Origin of the sequence: Hyphomonas sp., assembly GCF_016125515.1 — a bacterium.
Classification (GTDB): Bacteria; Pseudomonadota; Alphaproteobacteria; order Caulobacterales; family Hyphomonadaceae; genus Hyphomonas.
Map to the genome: position 1 here is coordinate 200437 of NZ_WGLO01000010.1, position 18006 is coordinate 218442.

The 18006-nt window shown below is 63.5% G+C and carries 15 protein-coding genes and 1 tRNA gene; 12 read left to right on the forward strand and 4 right to left on the reverse strand.

All coding sequences use genetic code 11. The annotated features are described in order from the left end of the window. Nucleotides 1-35: 35 nt before the first annotated feature. The 9 genes from nusG (at nt 36) to maiA (ending at nt 8787) form a co-directional block, all read left to right on the forward strand. Nucleotides 36-578: a transcription termination/antitermination protein NusG gene (gene nusG, locus GC148_RS10170; RefSeq protein WP_291070637.1), complete on the forward strand. Its 543-nt coding sequence runs from the start codon at nt 36-38 to the stop codon at nt 576-578. Between the two features lie 70 nt (nt 579-648). Beyond that, nucleotides 649-725 (forward strand) — tRNA-His (locus GC148_RS10175). A 232-nt stretch (nt 726-957) separates the two neighbouring features. Beyond that, a complete protein-coding gene (locus GC148_RS10180; protein ID WP_291070638.1) occupies nt 958-2121 on the forward strand; it encodes an OmpA family protein in 1164 nt (387 codons plus the stop codon). Between the two features lie 114 nt (nt 2122-2235). Then, nucleotides 2236-3498, forward strand: a complete 1263-nt coding sequence (locus GC148_RS10185) for a hydrolase (RefSeq protein WP_291070639.1) — start codon at nt 2236-2238, stop codon at nt 3496-3498. A 2-nt stretch (nt 3499-3500) separates the two neighbouring features. Next, complete coding sequence (locus GC148_RS10190; RefSeq protein ID WP_291070640.1) at nt 3501-4541, forward strand: arginine N-succinyltransferase; 1041 nt, start codon at nt 3501-3503, stop codon at nt 4539-4541. Then, on the forward strand, nt 4541-5992 hold the full coding sequence (astD, locus tag GC148_RS10195) for a succinylglutamate-semialdehyde dehydrogenase (protein WP_291070641.1): 1452 nt from the start codon (nt 4541-4543) through the stop codon (nt 5990-5992). The genes GC148_RS10190 and astD overlap by 1 nt, the downstream gene beginning before the upstream one ends. A 10-nt stretch (nt 5993-6002) precedes the next feature. Next, entirely contained in the window at nt 6003-6830 is an 828-nt protein-coding gene (locus GC148_RS10200) for a class I SAM-dependent methyltransferase (protein WP_291070642.1), read from the forward strand. Further along, nucleotides 6827-8149 carry an N-succinylarginine dihydrolase gene (astB, locus tag GC148_RS10205; protein WP_291070643.1) on the forward strand — a complete coding sequence of 441 codons (1323 nt, stop codon included), beginning with the start codon at nt 6827-6829 and terminating at the stop codon, nt 8147-8149. Before GC148_RS10200 ends, astB begins: the two co-directional genes overlap by 4 nt. Next, on the forward strand, nt 8146-8787 hold the full coding sequence (gene maiA, locus GC148_RS10210) for a maleylacetoacetate isomerase (RefSeq protein ID WP_291070644.1): 642 nt from the start codon (nt 8146-8148) through the stop codon (nt 8785-8787). The genes astB and maiA overlap by 4 nt, the downstream gene beginning before the upstream one ends. Here maiA and GC148_RS10215 read toward each other — a convergent pair. From GC148_RS10215 to GC148_RS10225, 3 genes are read right to left on the reverse strand one after another with little or no spacing between them, the layout of a single operon-like run. Beyond that, on the reverse strand, nt 8784-9596 hold the full coding sequence (locus GC148_RS10215) for a hypothetical protein (protein ID WP_291070645.1): 813 nt from the start codon (nt 9594-9596) through the stop codon (nt 8784-8786). The two genes, maiA and GC148_RS10215, sit on opposite strands and share 4 nt — an antisense overlap. Before the next feature lie 17 nt (nt 9597-9613). Then, nucleotides 9614-9985 carry a DUF6285 domain-containing protein gene (locus GC148_RS10220; RefSeq protein ID WP_291070646.1) on the reverse strand — a complete coding sequence of 124 codons (372 nt, stop codon included), beginning with the start codon at nt 9983-9985 and terminating at the stop codon, nt 9614-9616. After that, entirely contained in the window at nt 9978-10988 is a 1011-nt protein-coding gene (locus GC148_RS10225; RefSeq protein ID WP_291070647.1) for a phosphotransferase family protein, read from the reverse strand. The genes GC148_RS10220 and GC148_RS10225 overlap by 8 nt, the downstream gene beginning before the upstream one ends. Nucleotides 10989-11067: 79 nt before the next feature. Between GC148_RS10225 and GC148_RS10230 the strand changes: the two genes are divergently transcribed. Then, nucleotides 11068-11766: a DUF502 domain-containing protein gene (locus GC148_RS10230; RefSeq protein WP_291070648.1), complete on the forward strand. Its 699-nt coding sequence runs from the start codon at nt 11068-11070 to the stop codon at nt 11764-11766. A 6-nt stretch (nt 11767-11772) separates the two neighbouring features. On the opposite strand, the gene recG is transcribed toward GC148_RS10230, so the two are convergent. Next, nucleotides 11773-13851: an ATP-dependent DNA helicase RecG gene (recG, locus tag GC148_RS10235; protein WP_291070649.1), complete on the reverse strand. Its 2079-nt coding sequence runs from the start codon at nt 13849-13851 to the stop codon at nt 11773-11775. Between the two features lie 169 nt (nt 13852-14020). Here recG and GC148_RS10240 point away from each other — a divergent pair, with 169 nt between their 5' ends. Together GC148_RS10240 and mfd are read left to right on the forward strand one after the other, a co-directional pair. After that, a complete protein-coding gene (locus GC148_RS10240) occupies nt 14021-14287 on the forward strand; it encodes a succinate dehydrogenase assembly factor 2 (RefSeq protein ID WP_291070650.1) in 267 nt (88 codons plus the stop codon). A gap of 23 nt (nt 14288-14310) precedes the next feature. Next, nucleotides 14311-17871, forward strand: a complete 3561-nt coding sequence (mfd, locus tag GC148_RS10245) for a transcription-repair coupling factor (RefSeq protein ID WP_291070651.1) — start codon at nt 14311-14313, stop codon at nt 17869-17871. The last annotated feature ends 135 nt before the right edge of the window (nt 17872-18006 follow it).

The following is an 18006-nucleotide window of genomic DNA, read 5'->3' on the forward strand; positions in this document are numbered from 1 at the left end:
CCGTGAATCCAGACCTGCAGGAGCGCGCTCGGCCCATGCCTGAAGCCAAGTGGTACATCGTCCACGCCTATTCGAACTTCGAGAAGAAGGTCGCCGCCTCGATTCGCGAGCAGGCCGAACGCAAGGGCCTCACTGCCCTGATCGAGGAAATCGAAGTGCCGACCGAAGAGGTCGTTGAAGTCGCGCGTGGCAAGAAAAAGACCGTCGAGCGGCGTTATTTCCCCGGCTACGTCCTAATGAAGGCGCAGCTGACCGATGACATCTATCACCTCGTCAAGGATACCCCGAAAGTGTCGGGCTTCCTGGGCGCAGAAGGCGGCAAGAAGCCGCTTCCGGTCCGTCAACGTGAGGTGGACCGGATCCTTGGCAAGTCGACCGACACCTCAGCAGAGCGTCCGCGGCCGAGAATCAGCTTTGAGATCGGCGAGCAGGTCCAGGTCAACGATGGTCCGTTCCAGGGCTTCGAAGGCGCGGTCGAGGAAATTGACGAGGCCAATGGTCGCCTGAAAGTCACCGTTTCGATCTTCGGGCGGGGCACGCCGGTCGATCTGGAATTCGACCAGGTCGTGAAGGTCTAAAAATCAACGCTGTCAGGCGCGCGGCCGGCCTTGAAACCGCCGTCACCCGCCTGTATGCCGAAACCGGATTGCCGCCTTAGCTCAGTTGGTTAGAGCGCTGGTTTGTGGAACCAGAGGTCCTCCGTTCAAGCCGGAGAGGCGGTACCATCTCACTCGGGCCCGTTCGTGCCACCCCAAATCAGGCAACTCTGTGTCCTTGATTGCACGTGTTGCAAAAGGGCCGCGGTGGGTAAAAAATTCCATGGAATTCTAATATTTTCCGCCGGATTCCTCTCGCGGATTCTCAGAAAACCTATTAACAGCAAACTATGCGGTTAAGTCCGTATGAACCTGCGGCCGAAGGCAATTCCGTCGATCGGCACACAAAAGGGGATTGAGTATGAAGAAAACTCTGATGTGCGCTACCGCCGCGGCCGCTTTCGCGTCTGCCGGTCTCACAGCACACGCGGAAGGCTGGTACTCCCGCGCTGACCTCCAATACACGTTTGATGGTCGCCTCGACCACGATGCGAAAGTGTCGGGCAACGGCGTTCTCATCGACAACTCGGACGCGTCTGAGCTGCTGGGCGCTGACCTCGGCTTCGGCTACGGCTACGACAACGGTCTGCGTGTCGAAGGCGTTGTTGGCTATCGCGGCGGTGACCTTGAAGTCCCGACCGGTATTGGCGGCACGCTTGCAGGCACCACGACGAACGCGGCTGGAAATATCAGCGTCATGGATATCATGATCAATGGTATCTACGACTTCAACAAAGATGGTACGATCCGCCCCTACATCGGCGCCGGTATCGGCGGAACGCGGGTCCGTGCGAAGGCTGCGAACCGTGTCACCGGAACCTCGCCGCTGCTCAGCGCTGCCAACGGCTTCAACGACACCGCTGCTGGCGTTGCCTACCAGGGCCTGCTGGGCGTCGGTTTCAAGATTTCCGATCGCCTGACCCTGGATCTCGGCTACAAGTACTTCGTTGCTGAAGATCTGGAGTTCGACGGCAACCATGGTGGCGTGGCCTACGATGGTGACTACACGGACAGCACGGCAACCGTTGGTCTGCGTTACGCCTTTGGCGTGACGCCGCCTCCGCCGCCGCCGCCACCCCCGCCGCCGCCGCCTCCGCCGCCGCCGCCGCCTCCGCCTCCGCCTCCTCCGCCGCCGCCGGTGGAAGAAGTTGAGACCGTTGCGCAGCAGTGCTCGGCTCTGAACCAAGAGTTTGTCGTGTACTTCGAGTGGGATCGCTCGGATCTGACAAGCCAGGCTGCTGCCGTTATCGACCAGGCCGTCGCGAACATCGCGGCCGGCACCGGTTGCTCGGCAGGTTCGGTCTCGATCGTCGGCCACACCGACACGTCGGGCGGTTCGGCCTACAACGAGAAGCTGTCGATCCGTCGTGCTGACGTCGTCGCAGCTGCTCTCTCCGAGCGCGGCATTGACGCCTCGGTCATCAACAAAGCCGGTAAGGGCGAAACCGCTCTCGCCAAAGCTACCAACGACGGTGTGCGCGAGCCGCTCAACCGCCGTTCGGAAGTCACGATCGTCGTCCAGTAACGACTGGAAGATCGAACAAACTGGCGGCCCGGCAATTTGCCGGGCCGTTTTTGTTTCTGGCGCCGAACCGGCGAGGCCTTGCCGCTGTGTTCCAGCTGTGAAACGTAGGGCGCCATGACAACAGATCTCTCGACTCTTTCACCTGAGGATGAGGCTGCGCGTGAGCGCTTGTACGCGTCCGCCGCCGAAATGCTCGACCGGACCAAGCGATGGTCCGCGCACAATACCGGTAGCCTGAACACCGACGGGCTTCGCCGGTTCGCGCCGCGGCTCGCGGATGCGTTCTCGGCGCTCGAAGCCGAGATCAAGCTCAATGAAGGTGCGGCTTTCGAATCAGTCGGTGCCGACGGCGAAACCAGCGAGGCGCACACCGGCCCGATCGTCGAGATTTCGGCGCGTCCGCAGGCTCCGGTCCAGATCGTCATGTCCGGGCACTATGACACCGTTTTTGCCCCCGGCGTTTTCGAAACGGTCACTGATCTGCCGGACGGGCGCGTCAATGGTCCCGGCATGGCAGACATGAAGGGCGGCATCTGCGTGATGCTGGAAGCCCTTCGCACGTTTGAAGCGAGCCGTCTGAAAGACCAGCTCGGCTACCGGATCGTGCTCACTCCGGACGAGGAGATAGGCAATTTCGCAAGCTCGGAAGCTTTGCGCCGTGCCGCCTCCTCGGGCGCCCTAATCGGAATGACCTACGAACCGGCCATGGAAACAGGCGCGATGGCCGGTGGACGGAAGGGCTCTGCCGTGTTCGATATCGTGCTCCACGGCCGCGCCGCCCATGCCGGGCGCGCCAAGGAAGAAGGCCGCAGCGCCATCGAAGCTGCGGCGGAGCTGGTTGTCGGGCTCGAAGCGCTGAACAACCAGTTCGACGGCGTTACGTTCAATGTCGGTTCGATTGACGGCGGCGCGCCCGTGAACATCGTTCCGGACCTCGCGATTGTCCGGTTCGGCGCGCGTGCGCCGGACCATCAAGCCGCCGAGTGGGCGACCCAATCCGTACAGAAACTGTTTGAACGCGCGGTGTCGCGGGACGGCATCCATGGCCATCTGCACGGTGGCTTCTACCGCCCGCCCAAGCCCCGCAACGGGGCTCAGCAGGCCTTGTTTGAAGCGGTCCATTCGACCGGGCGGGCCATCGGGCTCGATCTGGAATTCGTGGATACCGGCGGTGTCTGTGAAGGCAACAACATCTTCGCTGCCGGCGTGCCGAACGTGGATACGTTGGGCGTGCGGGGTGGCCGCATCCATTCGCCGGATGAATTCGTCATTACAGAGAGTTTTCCCGAACGGGCATTGCTCTCGGCGCTGCTGCTGAACCGCCTTGCAGACGGCCGGCTGGATGCGCGCCGTATCAAGGACATGATGGGACGCTGACCATGTCGACAACCTATGTAATGCGGCCGTCGCGTCTCGACGATCTTGAGGCGTTGACTGAGCTTGCGGAAATGTCGGGGCCCGGCTTTACCAGCTTGCCTGTCGATGAACCGATCCTGCGTGAACGGCTCGAGAAATCGGACCGTGCTTTCCATGGCCGACAACGGAATCTTCAGTACGGAAAGTATCTGATGATGATCGAGGAGGTTGCGACCGGGCAGGTCGTGGGATGCTCCGCCGTCAAGGCCGGGACCGGTATAGACCAACCCTTCTTCAACTACCGCATCATCACGCTCGCCCAGGCGAGCCATGCAGCCGGCAACCTGCGATTCGACATGGATGCGTTGGTGCTCACGAATGAATACGTCGGCTACACCGAAGTGGGCACGCTATTCCTGAAAGCCGATCATCGAGGCGGCGGCGCGGGGCGCCTTGCGGCCCAGTCGCGCTATCTTCTGATGGCAGCCGCCCCTGAACGTTTCAGCGACCGGGTACTCGCCGAGTTGCGCGGCGTCGTCGATGACCAAGGACGGTCACCATTCTGGGAGGGTCTTGGCCGGCATTTCTTCCGCATGGATTTTGCTGAGGCCGACCGGCTGTCTGCGACGACCGACAACCAGTTCATCATGGACCTGATGCCGCGTTATCCGATCTACGTGGACCTGATTCCGACCGAAGCCCGGGAAGTGATCGGGCGCTGTCACTCGGACGGTGTCGGCGCTTACAAGCTGCTCCAGTGGGAAGGGTTCGAGTTCGACAGGACGGTCGATATCTTCGATGGCGGCCCCTTGGTCGCAGCGCAGCGCCGGCATATCCGGACGATACAAGAGAGCCGAGTGCTGACGGTTGAGATTGGTGCTACGGCGTCGGATCCTGAAGCCCGGCAAGGACTGCTGTCCAGCAATCGGTTGCCGGATTTCCGGGTCACACTCGGCCGGTTCGTCCGGCGCGGAGAGACGGGATTGGTGGTTCCGGCTGATGCGCTGGAGGCCTTGAAGTTGAAAGCCGGATCACCGGCGCGTGTCTGGATGCGGAGCAAATGATGGATCACGGCGTATTCATTGATGGCCTCTGGCGCGATGGCGGCGCAGGTGTGTTTTCCAATACCTGTCCGTCCACAGGCGAGATCGTGTGGCAAGGTGCGGCGGCGGATGCGAACGATGTGGCTGAAGCGGTTGCCTCGGCCCGGCGCGCGTTCCGCATTTGGTCACGCCGCGCGCCGCAGGAGCGAATCGCAATCCTCGAACGCTACGCCGAAGAGATCGGCAAGCGCGCCGAAGCGATTGCGGAAGTCATCAGCCGGGACATGGGCAAGGCCCTTTGGGATTCGCGCGCCGAAGCGGGAACCATGAAGGCCAAGATCGCCGTCTCGATCGCCGCGATGAAGGAACGCGCCGGCGAAAAGACGGAAGCCGCAGCGTTCGGTTCAGCCCAGTTGACCCATCGTCCGCACGGTGTGATGGCGGTGTTCGGTCCGTTCAACTTTCCCGGCCACTTGCCCAACGGTCACATCGTTCCGGCCTTGCTGGCGGGCAATACTTGCGTGTTCAAACCCTCCGAACTGGCGCCCGGCGTGGCAACCTTGATGGCGGAGTGTTTCAAAGCAGCCGGCTTGCCCCCAGGTTGTTTGAACATCGTGCAGGGTGGCCGCGAAACCGGCGGCGCCTTGATCGAAAACGACATCAACGGTTTGCTTTTCACTGGTTCTGCGGCGACCGGCGTATTCTTCCACAAGCAGTTTGCGGGCCGCCCGGAAGTCATTCTGGCGCTGGAGATGGGGGGTAACAATCCCCTGATCATCTGGGATCCCGCAGACATCGACGCCGCAGCCGATATCGCCGCGCAGTCCGCGTTCCTGACGACGGGTCAACGCTGTTCCTGCGCGCGCCGCATTGTCCTTCCCGAAGGCAGATTCGGCGACGCCGTCGTAGCGGCAATTGCTGAGCGCGCACGGGCGCTGCGCATTGGCGCATGGAACGAACCGGATATCTTCATGGGTCCGCTCGTGTCGGAGCGCGCCCGCGATCAGGCCATGTCATTCCAGGACATGCTTCTTTCGCGCGGGGCCAAGCCCGTGCTCGCGCTAACGGCGAAGCCTCAAGGCGGGTTCGTCACGCCTGGCGTGCTGGATGTGACCGCCGCTTCGGATATTCCGGATGAGGAGCTCTTTGGTCCGCTGATGCAGATCGTGCGCGTGAAGGATTTCGACACGGCCATCCAACGCGCCAATGCCACTAAGTATGGACTGTCCGGCGGTCTCGTCTGCGACGATGACGCAAGATGGGTCGTCGCCTACAACGAGATGAGAGCCGGTATCCTGAACCGCAATCGCCCGACCGCGGGTGCCAGTGGGTCGATGCCGTTCGGCGGGCCGGGACTTTCGGGCAATTTTCGTCCGGGAGCGTACTATGCGGCGGACTATTGCGCCTGGCCGCAAGCCAGCCAACTAGCGCCGAAGGCGGCGCGGATGACGGCGCCCGGATTTCCGGCCTGAAAGGTAGACCATGGACAACAGCGCGCAGATCGACGCCTGGAACGGCGCATCCGGTCAGAAATGGGCCCGCGACGCAGATCAGCTTGACGGGATGCTGGCGCCCTTCGCCGATGCGGTTCTGGCCGCTTCGAAGCCTGTCGAAGGTCAGCGGGTGATCGACATCGGCTGCGGGGCTGGCGCTTTGTCGCTGGCGGCAGCGAAGCTGGGGGCGAAGATCATAGGCGTCGATGTGTCGGTTCCGCTGGTCGAGCTGGCGCGACGACGCGCGGCCGAGGAAGCGGTCGATGCGCAATTCAATGTCGCCGATGCATCAGCCTGGCGGCCCGCAGAACCGGCTCAGCTTCTGATCTCCCGTTTCGGAGTGATGTTCTTTGCTGATCCGGTCGCGGCGTTCGCAAACCTGCGAGCGGCGATGGTACCCGGCGGGCGGATGGTGTTCGCTTGCTGGCGCACGTTTATGGAAAACGATTGGGCCGCCCTGCCGGTCAGGACCGCGCTGCCTTTTCTCAAGGAGGCGCCGGCGCCCGCAAAGCCCGGCACGCCCGGGCCATTCGCATTTTCTGATCGCGACTTTGTATCGAACGTGTTGGCCGGCAGCGGCTGGGCGAACGTTGCTCACACGCCCTGGGACGGTGAGATCCGGCTTCCCGGCAGCAAGGCGGAAGACACGGCGAACTTCATGATGGACATCGGCCCTCTGTCCCGCGCGCTCGCGGATCAGGGCGTTGATCCAGATACGGTCAAACAGGCGTTGATCGACAAGGTGCGCAGCCTTGCCGGGGCCAATGGCGAAACGCAGCTGAAAGCAGCTGCCTGGATTGTTGAGGCTAAGGCATGAAGCCCGCATTCGAAGTCAATTTTGACGGACTGATCGGTCCCAGCCACAACTATGGCGGCTTGTCGGATGGCAACCTCGCCAGCGCGCGCAATGCGGGCGATGTGTCGAACCCGCGGGAAGCGGCGGTCCAAGGCCTCGAGAAGATGCGCACGCTGGTGCGCGCAGGCCTTGTGCAAGGCGTTCTTCCGCCGCTCGCGCGGCCGAATTTTGATCTGCTCGCGGCCTCCGGATTTCTGGGCACGGATGCACAGATCATCGAGGCCGTCGCAAAGACAGCGCCGCGTCTTCTCAAGGCGGCCTATTCGGCCAGCAGCATGTGGACGGCCAATGCCGCAACCGTGTCGCCTTCGGCGGATACGGCTGATGGCCGTCTCCACCTGACAGCCGCCAACCTGTCGACCATGCTCCATCGCAGCATCGAACATCCTGACACCACGGCCTCTCTCATCTCGATCTTCGCTGGCGAGGACTATTTCGCCATCCACGGCGCGTTGCCGGCTCATTCGGACTTTGCCGATGAAGGCGCGGCCAACCATGTGCGCCTATGTGCCGAGCATGGGGCGCCGGGCGTAGAGATCTTCGTCTACGGACGTACTGAGGGCGAGTCGGTTGCCGGGTTTCCGGCGCGCCAGACGCTGCTCGCCGCCCAGTCAGTGGCCCGGTCGCACGAGCTCGATCCCGCGCGTGTTGTCTTCGCCCGCCAGGCCCGCCGCGCCATCGAGGCGGGCGCCTTCCACAACGACGTTGTGTGTGTTGGCGCGCTGGACACGCTCTTCTTCCACGAGTTTGCCTTCGAGGACACCGCGGGCACGCTGGACGCGCTGCGCCGCGCAGCGGAGGGCCGTTTCGAACTGAAGCCGGTCATGGTGCCCGATGCCGAGGTCCCACTGGCCGATGCGATCTCATCCTACCTCTTCAATTCGCAATTGCTGAAACTGCCCGGGGAAGACCGGCTCGTCCTGATCGCCCCAGGCGAAACGCAGGATACACCCTCCACCCGAGCCTATTGCGAGCGACTGGTGCACGGCAACGGACCCATCGGACGAGTCCAGTATGTCGACGTGCGCCAATCGATGCGCAATGGCGGTGGGCCGGCCTGTCTTCGCCTTCGCGTTGTTATGACGGACGACGAATTAGAAAGTTGCCATTCCGGGGTGCTGCTGGATGAAGAACGGATTGACGATCTGCAGGCCTGCGTCCGTGCCACCTACCGGGATAGGCTTAGCCCCGCGGATCTTGCCGATCCGGCGTTCGCGGATGAGTGCCGTATCGCCCGGGAAGGTTTGTTGGAAATTCTTGAATTGGATTCCCTCGCATGATCCGCCTTTACGACTACTGGCGCTCGTCGGCGGCGTACCGCGTGCGCATTGCGCTGAACCTGAAGGGCGCCTCCTATGAGTCCGTTTCAATCAACATCCTTCCGGGGGCGGATGAACAGCTCGGCACAGAATACCGCGCCCGAAATCCGCAGATGCGGGTGCCCGCCATCGACGTGGACGGCCGCACCGGAATGCAGTCGCTGGCGATCATCGAGTGGATCGACGAGACGCTTCCCGGCCCAGCCTTGTTGCCCAAGGATCCTTGGCAGCGACTTCAGGCGCGCGCATTCGCCGATATCATCGCCTGCGACATCCACCCGCTGAACAATTTGAGCCCTCTTGCAGTCCTGCGCGAGAAGTTCGGTGCGGACGAAGCCGCTATCGGCGATTGGTACCGAGACTGGATCGTGCGCGGGTTCACGGCGCTCGAAACGCTGGCGTCCGAGCTGAAGGGCGGCCCATTCCTGTTCGGCGATGCGCCCAGTCTGGCGGAAATCGTGCTCGTGCCGCAGGTGGCAAATGCGCACCGCTTCCGAACGGATCTGTCGCCATTCCCGCGGCTCGTCGAACTTGATGACCGATGCCGCAAGCTCGAGGCCTTCCGCCTGGCCGCACCGGAAAACCAGAAGCAGCCCTAGTCCTCGGCTGCTTCAAATGCTTCGTCCGTTTCGCCCGGGCGGCGGATGTCCACGATCTCGACTTCCTCGAAATCGCCGAGCGGCTCGGCAAGCTTCGAGGCCCGCGTGTTCAGCCATGGGATGAGTCCACTGACGAGGCGCCCACCGATCGCACCATCTCCGGCAAAGTCCGCCTTGCCGCCGCTCCGGCGCAGTTCGATGTCGATCACGCAGCCGTCCTCAGGCTTGTATCGGCGCGAACAGACGCTCGCCGCCTCGATGCCCTCGGCAAAGCGCTGCGGGTTCTCAACATCGCCGAAGTAGAGAATGCCGGCAAAACGGTCGCGCAGCAGCGGGTCAGCGATGATCGCTTCTGTAACAACGCGGGGCAGGGGCGCATCTGCGACGATGACGAATGCGCGGCCTCGATTGCTCTCTTCGAAATAGGCGAGCGTTGCCGCGGCCATATCCACCTGGGCCGTCGCAGCGCGCAGATAGGGCGCATAGACCGGACCGATTGGATCGAATGCTGCCGCCAGATCGCTCAAGCCCTCGGCCGCCTTGTCGCGGCGCTTTTCCAAGGGAGATCGGTCGTCCGATACGAGCGCCGCTTCGCGGGCGAGCAGCAGCACATCAATGTCCCATCCGGCTTCCCAGACGGCGGGCGGCGGTGTCGCGGGCGAAACAGCCCAGCTGTCGCCCGAGGCATAGTCGAAGGTCGGAAGGGCAGTGCCCGTCACCGTCGGCGCAGGACGTGTCGACCAGACCACGCCGCTAATGGCAATCGCCAGCAGGATGGCGGTGACGGCAATGACAAGTTTTCGGTTCATCAAGCTCGGTTCCCGGGTTAGCGGGCCGCGGATCTCAGTCCTGAATAGCCCGGTTGGTCGACAGACAATTGGGCAATTGTGGTCGATTTGAGATGTGCCAGCAGTCCCTCTGTTGAAAGGCTCATGCGGTCTGAACGGATTTCCTCGCACAGGCGCCGGTTGAGACTTTCCACTGACTCGCCCGAGACGCCCAGCAGCGATTCCAGTCGCGCCTGTTCGGCGGCTTCTGCGACCGGGCGGATCTCCATCTCACGCAGCACGGTGGCCAGCACGTTGGAGGCGACGCGCGCATGGAAGGCCGCATGCCCGGTCAGTTGCGGCGCGGCGGTCTTGTCAATGAACGCCTTCACCGCCTCGATCAGTTCTTTCGCGGAGGGGGCATCATGCATGGCGTCTGAGTCCTTCGAACAGGTTGATCAGATCGATCTCGTTTTCGGAAACGCGCCGGCCGATCGCCGCCCGCTCGACGCTGGGATCAGCGCCCGTCTTGTAGGCGGAATACATGATCATGCACATCACGCCCCATTTCAGACTGCCAAGGATTTCCCACCAGTCGATTTCGTCCGGGGTGAAGCGCGCGCCGCCGGCGGCCGCATACGCGTCCAGCATCTCCGGCAGGTCGCCGAAACCGCCCACGCGCTTCTCGCTCTGCCCGAAGCGCCACGAGTTTACACAGACCCAGGCGATGTCTTCACGGGGGTCGCCGGCATGCGCCAGCTCCCAGTCCAGAACGGCGCCAAGGCCATTGGCATCCACGATCAGGTTTCCGAGCCGGAAATCGCCGTGCACCAGAACCGGCTTAGCGGGCTTAGGTGCGTTGGCTTTCAGCCAGGAGAAGGCGAGTTCGAAAACCGGGCGCGGCAGGTCGAACCCTCGATAGATGGCCTCGTATTTGGCGATCTGGTCTTCGCCGAGACTGCGCGGCAATTCGGGAAGGCCATCGGTCGGCACGGCATGGATGCCCGCGAGCGCTTCGCCGCAATCGCGGGTCAGGCGCGTGCGCGCCACAGCGAACTCCTCGTCGCGCAGGATCTTGCGGCCCAGCGTTTCGCCGGCGACCCGGCGCATGACAAAAGCTTCACCCAGCGCGCTGCCAGGCGCGGAGACGTACAGCACTTCAGGCACGCGGACGCCGGCTTTCGTCGTCGCGCCCAAGAGCGCCGCTTCTGTTGCGAGCGAGACCGCTTCGGAGCTGCGAGCGGCGGCCACGCCTCCGGGCGCCCGGCGCAGGATCAGGGGGTGGGTGACACCGCCTGCAACCACTTCGAAGGCCCAGGTTTCCTGGCTCGCGCCGCCCGACAGGCGCTTCAGCGCCTTCAGCTCGGCACCTGCGCCAAAATGCGCGCTCGCCCATTGAGAAAGGGGCTTTTCGATCTCTACATTGGTACCCATCTTCGCCACAATTGCGCGGAAGAAGGGAGTCGCCAAGCGGTAACGCTGAGGAAGGCGGTTATCCGGGGAGTTTCAACGAATGAGCCAGAACAAGCAGCCCGACGATCCGTTGGGCATCCCTGTCACGACTCAGAAGCGGGGCCTTCTACCCTGGTTGCGCGAACGGTTCGTGGCCGGCATGCTCATCGCGTTGCCGGTCGTGGCGACGTTCGTCATCCTCGAATTCCTGATCAACCTGATCGACAGCCGTGTCGTGCCGCTGCTGCCGCCTGCGCTGCGACCCGAAACCTATCTCGATTACGCGGTGCCCGGGTTCGGCCTGATCATCTTGCTGCTGTTCCTCACGCTCCTGGGTGCAGTCGCGACCAACCTCGTTGGAAATTATCTGGTCTCGCTGACCGACCGGGTGCTGACACGGGTGCCGGTCGTGCGCTCGGTGTATTCGGTGTTCAAGCAGATCCGCGATGTGTTCCAGAACAATTCGGCGGGGCAGTACAAGGAAGTCGTGATGGTCCAGTATCCGTCCCAGGGAACCTGGGCGATCGGATTCGTCGCCGGTGCAGCCAAAGGCGAAATGCGCCATCGGCTCGGAGAAGACTATGTCGGGGTATTCGTTCCCACGACGCCAAACCCGACCTCCGGCTTCCTGCTGTTCGTGAAAGTTTCCGATATCGTCAGACTCGACATGACCGTGGAAGAAGGCGCGAAGGTGATCTTCTCCGGAGGTCTGGTGATTCCGGACTACCCGCCGGCACCAGGCACGGTTTCGGGCAAGTAAGCTCTTTCAGGATCCGGCTTCTGAATCGACAGTGACGCGGGGCGTCAGAAGCTCGCGCGCGATCCGCAGCGCGTTGGCCCGTGCGCCTTTCAGGTTCGGGTCGCCGGCGATGACGGCTTCGGCGTCCTTGGCCGCGATCTCGAGCAGGCCGGCATGCTGTGCGAGGTCCAGCACCCGGTATTCGGTCGCCCCTGCTTGGCGAACCCCCAGCACGTCGCCGGCGCCGCGCAGTTTGAAGTCGGCTTCCGCGATCTCGAACCCATCCTCGGTGCGCCGAAGCGTATCGAGCCTCAATTTCGCGTTTTCGCCGAGTGGCGGGCGATAAAGCAAGATGCAATAGGAAGCCCGGTCGCCGCGCCCGACGCGTCCGCGCAGTTGGTGTAGCTGCGCCAGGCCGAATCCTTCGGCGCGCTCGATCACCATGATTGTCGCTTCCGGCACGTCCACGCCGACCTCGATGACGGTGGTGGCGACCAGCACGCGGGTCTTGCCGGACCGGAAGTCCTCCAGCGCGGTATCCTTTTCGGCCGGCTTGAGGCGGCCATGAACCAGGCCGACACGTACGCGCAGCTCGTCCTGCAATGCGGCATGGCGGGCCACAGCCGAAGAGTCGTCGTCATCGACTTCAACGCGCGGACACACCCAGAAAGCCCGCTCTCCGCGTTTCAGGGCCCGGCCAATCGCTTCGACAATCTCATCGAGCCGCGTGTCTGGAATGACGCGTGTTTCCACAGGTTTCCGGCCCGGCGGCTTCTCGTCGAGGATCGAGACGTCGAGATCGCCGTGAACGGCCTGGGCCAGAGTACGCGGGATCGGCGTCGCGCTCATCACCAGCATGTGCGGGCTGTCGGATTTGCCGATCAGGCGCATGCGGTCCGTCACACCGAAGCGGTGCTGCTCGTCGACGATGATGAGGCCGAGATTGCGGAAAGCCACCATCTCCTGGAACAGGGCGTGGGTGCCGGCCACGATCTGGATGCTGCCATCGGCCAATCCCAACAACGTGCCCTCGCGCGAGTGGCCCCGGTCGCGTCCGGAAAGGACGGACACGTTGTAGCCGAGCGGAGAGAGCAAGGTGTCGAGCGTATCGAACTGCTGGCGCGCGAGTACTTCGGTGGGCGCCATGAACGCGGATTGGAATCCGCATGCGGCGGCCTCCACGGCTGCGAAGGCCGCCACCAAGGTCTTGCCCGCGCCGACATCGCCCTGAAGAAGACGCCGCATCGGTGTGCCGGAGGCGAGGTCGCCGCTGATCTCGGCGGCGGCTCTCAATTGGGCGCCTGTGGGCCGGTAGGGCAGCACGTCTGTCAGCCGGTTCACCGCGCTCGGCGGCGCCTTGATGACCGGGGCCCGCCTCGCCCTGCGTGCCGCGCGGGCGAGCGAGAAAGCCGAGGCTCGGGCCACGGCTTCATCATACGCCAACCGGGCCCGCGCCCGGGCGAACGCCTCCTCGTCATAGGTCACCGGGGCATGCAGCACGTTCAGCGCCGCCTTGAAACCGGGCCAGCCGCGCTGTTGGATGAGGTGGGGATCGGACCATTCGGGCAAGCCGTCCGGCACGAAGCCGAGCGCCTGCATCGCGAAGACGTGAACGCGCCGGTTGGTCAGTCCGGCGGTTAGCGGATAGATCGGTTCAACTTCCGGCGGCGCATCGCCTTTCTCGGGATCGACAACGAAATCCGGATGCGTGATCTGGCGCTCGCCTTTGTAGTCCTCGACCCGGCCGGACACGATGCGGGATGCGCCGATGGGAAATTGCGATTTGAGCCAGCGCGGATCGGCCCGGAAGTAGGCCAGGGTCAGAAAACCCGTCTCGTCGCCGAGCTGGACCCGGTAAGGCGAGCGGTCGTTGTACGGGGCGTGGTGGGCGATCACGTCCCCGCGCACGGTGACGACCTCACCGGGCACGGTTTCATCGAAATGAGCCCGCACACGCCGGTCGAGCCAGCGGTCCGGCAGGTGCAGCAGCAGGTCCCAGATCGTGTTCCCGCCGCACAGGCGCTGCAGCACGGGCAGCAGCTTGGGCCCGACGCCGCTCAACGTGTCGAGGCCGGCAAACAGCGGGAAGAGTCGCTCGTCGCGCATGGTGCCTTCAAGCTAGGCGCACCCGGGGTGCGGCACAATCAGGCGGCGCCCTTTCCATGCCCCGCAGGTGGCATAAGATGTTGCATAAACCGGGCTTTGGCAGTCCAAAACCTGTCCACAAGTCCCTGCAGAGAGTCCAAAGGGGCTTTGACCCCTCCGGAAGGCCGAAATGACCGATGAAATCCGCCGCAAGAAGCTGAAATTCCGGGCCTGGCGGCGCGGGTTCCGTGAGATGGATCTGCTGATCGGCAGCTTTGCTGATGCGCAGATTGATTCGTTCGACGCCGTGGGCCTGGACGAGTTTGAGCGCCTGCTGGCCGTGCCCGACTGGGAAGTCTACGCGTGGCTGATCGGCCAGACGCCGGTTCCGGACACGTATGCCGGTCCGGTGCTGGACCAGCTGATCGCATTCCGCTACGCCGCCCAAGCCGGCTGAAGGCCGGCCGACAAGGTAGCCTGATGACACCCGCTGATTTGCTGAAATCCCTGAGCGGTCCTTCCGCTTATGCTGGCGCGCCGTTTGGCGCCGACGTGGTCACGTTCTGCGAAGCGCTAATGAAGCGCGGCGGGATCGGTGTGTACGTGGCGCGCGACGACCGCATGGCGCAGGCTGCCCGGCGGATGGCCGTGTTTGCCCAGCCGCGTCTCGAGCAGGCGGACCTTCCGGGCTGGGACATGCTGCCATACGACCGGATTAGCCCGACGCCAGCAGTCGCGGCGCGCCGATGCGCGGGCCTCGCGCGTATTGCGCGCTACGAAGCCTCGCAGGGCCCGCTGCTGGTGGTAACGACGGCCGGGTCGCTCGTGCAGCGCGTGCCGCCTATAGCAACGCTGCGAAAAGCCTCGTTCGCGATCAAGCGCGGGCAAACCGTCAAGGCCGCGGAGCTGACGGAATATCTCGCATTCAATGGCTATGTCCGCTCCAGCACAGTGCGCGAACAGGGCGAGTATGCCATCCGCGGTGGAATCATCGACATCTTCCCCCCGACCGCGCTGGAACCCTACCGGCTCGACTTCTTTGGCGACACGGTCGACACACTGCGAACGTTCGACACCGAGACCCAGCGCTCCACTGGCTCTGCCGAAGGCGTAACCTTCGCGCCCGTAAGCGAAATCCTGTTCGACGACACCGTATTGAGCAAGTTCCGCGACCGGTTCCTCGAAACCTTCGGGCCGCCATCCGGCGATCAGATGTATGAAGCGGCGCGCGCGTCGATCCGCCGGCAGGGCGTGGAGTCGTGGCTGCCGCTTTTCCACGCCACGCTGGACACGCTGTTCGACTATACCGGCCCAGGCGCGATCTGGGGGCTCAGCCATCTCGCTTCGGAAGCGGCGCACGAACGCCTGAAGCAAGCGAGCGACTATCACGCGGCCCGCCTGGACGCCGGTGGCGGCGACATCCGCACCGCGAAAGTGTTGCCGCCCGAGCGGCTTTACCTGACGCTGGAAGAACTGGATGCACGCCTCGCAGACCGGGCCGTGGTGCGCTTCAGCCCGAATGAACCGGTCGGAAGCGCGTTCGACATGGGCGGACGCCGGGGACGGGATTTCGCGCCGGAACGTCTGCGGACGGACGAAAACATATTCGAGACCGTGATCGCGCACGCGAAGGCCCTTTATGCCAGCGGCAAGCCAGTGATCTTCGCGGCCTGGTCTACCGGTTCGGCCGACCGCCTGATCAACGTGCTCGGCGATCACGGGCTGACCGGCCTCGCGCAGGTGCACACGCTGGAAGCGGCGAAGAAGACCGATTTCACCGTTGCAGAAGTGCCGATCGAGGCCGGCTTTGCGATGCCCGGCTTCGTGATGATCTCCGAAGCGGACGTGCTTGGCGACCGTCTGGCCGCGCCGCGCCGCAAGCGCAAGACCGCGAGCTTCATCACCGATGCGACCGCGCTGACCGCTGGCGATCTGATCGTGCACGTCGATCATGGCGTGGGCCGCTATGTCGGTCTTCGCACGCTGGAGGTGACCGGTGCACCGCACGACTGCCTGCAGATCGAGTATGCCGGCGGCGACATGATTTTCCTGCCGGTCGAGAACATTGAGCTGATCAGCCGGTATGGTTCTGAAGAGTCCGAGAGCCAGCTTGACCGGCTCGGCGGCGCCGGCTGGCAGACGCGCAAGGCGAAAGCCAAGAAGCGCATCCTGGAAATGGCCGCCGAACTCATGTCGATTGCAGCGGCGCGCGAGTTGCGCCGTGCCGACGCAGTCAGCGCCGGGCAGGGTCTGTACGAGGAATTTGCCGCGCGCTTCCCCTACGAGGAAACCGAAGACCAACTCTCCGCCATCGAGGACGTGCTGGGCGATCTGGCCTCCGGCAAGCCGATGGACCGTCTGGTCTGCGGCGATGTCGGCTTCGGCAAGACCGAGGTGGCACTGCGCGCCGCCTTCGTGGCGGCAATGAGCGGCAAGCAGGTGGCCGTGATTGCGCCGACCACTCTGCTGGCGCGCCAGCATTACAAGACGTTCGAGGAACGCTTCGCCGGTTGGCCGCTCAAGGTGCGTCCGCTCTCACGCTTTGTCAGTGCGCGCGAAGCGGCGGAAACCCGCGCAGGTCTGGCCGATGGCAGCGTCGATGTGGTGGTGGGCACGCATGCGCTGCTGACCAAGGAGATCGAGTTCAAGCGGCTCGGTATCATGATCGTTGACGAAGAGCAGCGTTTCGGCGTGAAGCACAAGGAGCGGCTGAAAGAACTGAAATCCGACGTGCACGTGCTGACGCTTTCTGCGACGCCGATTCCGCGGACGCTGCAGATGGCGCTGACGGGTATCCGCGACCTGTCGATCATCGCGACGCCACCGGTCGACCGCCTTTCGGTTCGGACTTACATCACGGAAGAAGATACAGTCACGCTGCGCGAGGCGCTGCTGCGCGAGAAGTATCGCGGCGGTCAGGCCTTCTTCGTGGCGCCGCGCATCCAGGATCTCGACAAGCTGGAGGATTTCCTGCGCGTCCATGTGCCGGAAGTGTCCTTCATCGTGGCGCATGGCCAAATGGCGGCGGGCGAACTCGAAGACATCATGACGGCCTTCTATGAAGGCAAATATGACGTGCTCCTCTCGACCACGATCGTCGAAAGCGGCCTCGATATTCCGCGTGCGAACACCTTGATCATCCACCGGGCGGACATGTTCGGTCTCGCGCAGCTCTATCAGCTGCGCGGTCGCGTCGGCCGATCCAAGCTGCGCGCCTATGCCTATTTCACGACGCCGCGCGACAAGGTGATCACCGAGACAGCGGAGAAGCGTCTGAAGGTGCTGCAGTCGCTCGACTCCCTCGGCGCGGGCTTCCAGCTCGCGAGCCACGATTTGGACATGCGCGGTGCGGGCAACCTGCTCGGCGACCAGCAGTCGGGTCAGGTGAAGGAAGTGGGCGTCGAGCTGTACCAGTCGATGCTGGAAGATGCCGTTAAGGCCCTGAAGGCGGGGGCGACCGAAGAAGAAGAGGTGGCTGACGATTGGTCGCCGCAGATCAACCTCGGTGTCGCCGTGCTGATCCCGGATGGTTATGTTGAAGACCTCAATGTGCGCCTGTCGCTCTATCGCCGTCTGTCTGACATCACCACCGCACAGGACCGCGAAGCCTTTGCCGCCGAACTCATCGACCGGTTCGGACCTCTGCCGGCCGAAACGCGCCAATTGCTCGATGTCATGGCGATCAAGGTTCAGTGCCGCACATTGGGCATTGCCAAGATGGATGCGGGCGAAAAGGGCGCCGTGTTTGCGTTCCGGCCGGACACGATCATGGACCCGGCGCGCCTGATGGAAATCGTCCGCTCACGTCCGAACCAGTTGAAGCTGCGCCCGGATTCCAAACTGGTGCATTCCGGTCTTGGCGGCGCGCCCGAACGACGTATCCCGCTTGTGAAGGCTTTTCTCAAGGAACTGGAAGCGGCTTGCGGGCTGGCTTCGGCCGAGGCAGCCGATGCCGTCGCGCGCATGGCGCAGCAGCGCCCGCCAGAGAAGGAAGACAAATGGGGCACGAAGCTCTCGACGGGCTTCCTGACTGAGGACTAGGTGTGATCTTTCAATAGGTTGTCCATTCGGGCCTGACCGAGGAGATTGAGGTTGCGAGACTTCAACTCCAGGAAAGGACACCGAATGGACATCCACGAGAATGCCCGCACCACACCGCATAGTCGAGCCGAGATT